Source organism: Rhizobacter sp. P2_H2 (genome assembly GCF_056403375.1).
In genome coordinates this window covers 1-1,250 of sequence record NZ_JBFUFP010001348.1, presented here as the reverse complement: position 1 = coordinate 1,250, position 1,250 = coordinate 1, and the positions used below count along the sequence as shown (strand labels likewise).

The following is a 1,250-nucleotide window of genomic DNA, read 5'->3' as shown; positions in this document are numbered from 1 at the left end:
AAACAAGGCACAGCCCTTGCATACAAGGCCCCCAGCGTCTTCTTCCCCTTCCTCGTCCACCCCGGAGTACTGACGATGAGCCACCGCTCTTTCCTGAAAGCCCTCGGCCTGCTGGCCGCTGCCCCGCTGCTGTTCGCGGCGTCCGTCGCGCAGGCGCAGACCGCGCTCGACGACGTGCTGGCGAAGAAGCTGATCACGATCGCGATCCCGACCGACTATCCGCCGTACGGCTTCGTCGGCAYCGACCTGAAGCCGCAGGGGCTGGATGTCGACATGGCCACGCTGATCGCCGCGAAGCTGGGCGTGAAGGTCGAGCTGGTGCCGGTGACGAGCGCGAACCGCATCCCCTACCTGCAGACGAAGAAGGCCGACCTGGTGATCTCGACGCTCGGCAAGAACCCCGACCGCGAGAAGGTGATCGACTTCACCGCCGCCTACTCGCCGTTCTTCCAGGCGGTGTTCGGCCCGAAGACGCTGGCCGTGAAGACGCCGGCCGACCTCGCCGGCAAGAGCATCGGCGTGACGCGCGGCGCGATGGAAGACCAGGAACTCGGCAAGATCGCGCCCTCGGGCCTGGACGTGAAGCGCTTCGAGGACAACAACGTGACCGTCTCGGCCTACGTGTCGGGCCAGACCCAGCTGATCGCCACCGGCGCCTCGGTGGCCGGCGCGATGATGGCGAAGAACCCGCAGCTGGGCACCGAGTTCAAGCTGCTGCTGAAGGATTCGCCGAACTTCATCGGCGTCGCCAAGGGCGAGGACAAGCTGCGCGCGAAGGTCAACGAGATCATCGCCGATGCGAAGAAGGCCGGCGAGCTCGACAAGATGGCGGTCAAGTGGCTCGGCCGCCCCGCCGGCGACCTGCCCCAGTAAGCCACCCACGCTCGCGATGATCAGCCTCGACTTCCCGGCCGTGCTGGCCGAGTGGCCGCTGATGGCCAAGGGCGCGGGCATCACGCTCGCACTCACCGGCGTGTCGGCGGTGTTCGGCCTGGCGCTCGGCGTGGCCTGCGCGTGGGCGCGGCTGCACGGCCCGGCGTGGCTGCGCTTCATCGCCGGCGCGTACGTGGAGCTGATCCGCAACACGCCGTTCATCGTGCAGCTGTTCTTCCTGTTCTTCGGGCTGCCGAGCCTGGGCGTGCGCTTGTCGCCGGAGGGCGCCTCGGTGCTCGCGATGGTGATCAACCTCGGCGCCTACGCGGCCGAGATCGTGCGTGCCGGCATCGCCACCACGCCGCGCGGCCAGATCG

General features: G+C 68.2%; 2 protein-coding genes. Both read left to right on the top strand.

What is annotated here, in order from left to right; genetic code table 11:
• The first annotated feature begins 75 nt into the window (after nucleotides 1-75).
• Nucleotides 76-873, top strand: a complete 798-nt coding sequence (locus AC1D15_RS32970) for a transporter substrate-binding domain-containing protein (RefSeq protein ID WP_477829382.1) — start codon at nucleotides 76-78, stop codon at nucleotides 871-873.
• A 16-nt stretch (nucleotides 874-889) separates the two neighbouring features.
• On the top strand, nucleotides 890-1,250 hold a 361-nt coding region (locus AC1D15_RS32965; RefSeq protein ID WP_477829381.1), incomplete at its 3' end, for an ABC transporter permease subunit.